1 protein-coding gene is annotated in these 1068 nt (G+C 40.6%); it reads right to left on the bottom strand.

From position 1 onward, the window contains the following. A partial coding sequence (locus tag KIH86_RS04035) for an MFS transporter (protein ID WP_223110318.1) occupies positions 1 to 1068 on the bottom strand: 1068 nt, incomplete at both ends.

Here is a 1068-nt window from a genome sequence, read left to right as displayed (position 1 = left end):
GAGAAAGACCAGAAACAAAGATCGCAATCGCCAAAACAATTCCCAGTTGCCGCAACATCGACAACACACTTTGAGAGGCAGTAAGTATTTCTCCCTCAAAAGAGGATGCGCCCATTTCAGTCATAGGACCGGTAATTAGCCCATAGCCCACTCCCAGCATTGCACTGATCATGAGCACATTGATCATTGTTGAATCAAGACTCAACTGTCTTAAAAAGATATACGATGCAGCCATTACAATAAAGCCAGTAATGACCATAAAGCAAACTCCTAGTTTACGCGTAATTATTGAAGAGAGCGGGGCAAAAATAAATATCATACCCGAGATAGGCGTTACCATCAGTGCCGCCGTCAATTCTGTCTTCCCTTGCATTCGTGTGAGAAAAGTCGGTAGTAATACAGTTACACCTATTAAAAAAATATTGGACAAGACCGTGGTTAGGGCTGCGCTCGTAAAAATACGGTTTTTAAACAATTGCAGCTTTATCATTGGATTCTGTACTTTCTTCTCCACGATCAGAAATATTGCTAGAGAGATGAAACTAACAACATAACACAACCATGCTTCAAAAGAGTTCCAGCCCCATGACTCGCCCTTTACTAAGACAAGCGTCAATAAAAAAATGCAAATACAGGAAAACAATACTCCAAGAAAATCAATCTTAACTTTTATTTTCTGTTCAACACGCAAATTAAGCCATCGGAAGCATAAGAATACACCAATCACACATAAAGGTACGTTGACCCAGAAAACCCAAGTCCAATTCAGAAATTGAGTGATAACCCCACCAATTGTTGGACCAATCGCAGCTGAGAATCCTTGAGTCACTCCTAACATCCCTAATGCAATGGCTCGTTTCTCCATAGAAACAGCCGAGACACCTATAATCATACTTGTCGGAAACAAAATGGCTGCCCCGATACTTTGAATAAAACGGAACAAGATGAGACTTTCTCCCGAAGTTGCAAAAGCGCAAAGTGCCGAGCCTATTCCAAATACAATTAGTCCAAGAACATAAAATTTACCCTTACCAAAAATTTCAGCTAAACGGCCAAGCGGAATTGAAA

This window comes from Paenibacillus sinensis, assembly GCF_019904155.1.
Lineage (GTDB): Bacteria > Bacillota > Bacilli > Paenibacillales > Paenibacillaceae > Paenibacillus_AQ > Paenibacillus_AQ sinensis.
Note: the sequence above shows the minus strand (reverse complement) of the source record. Positions and strands in the feature narration are given on the sequence as shown.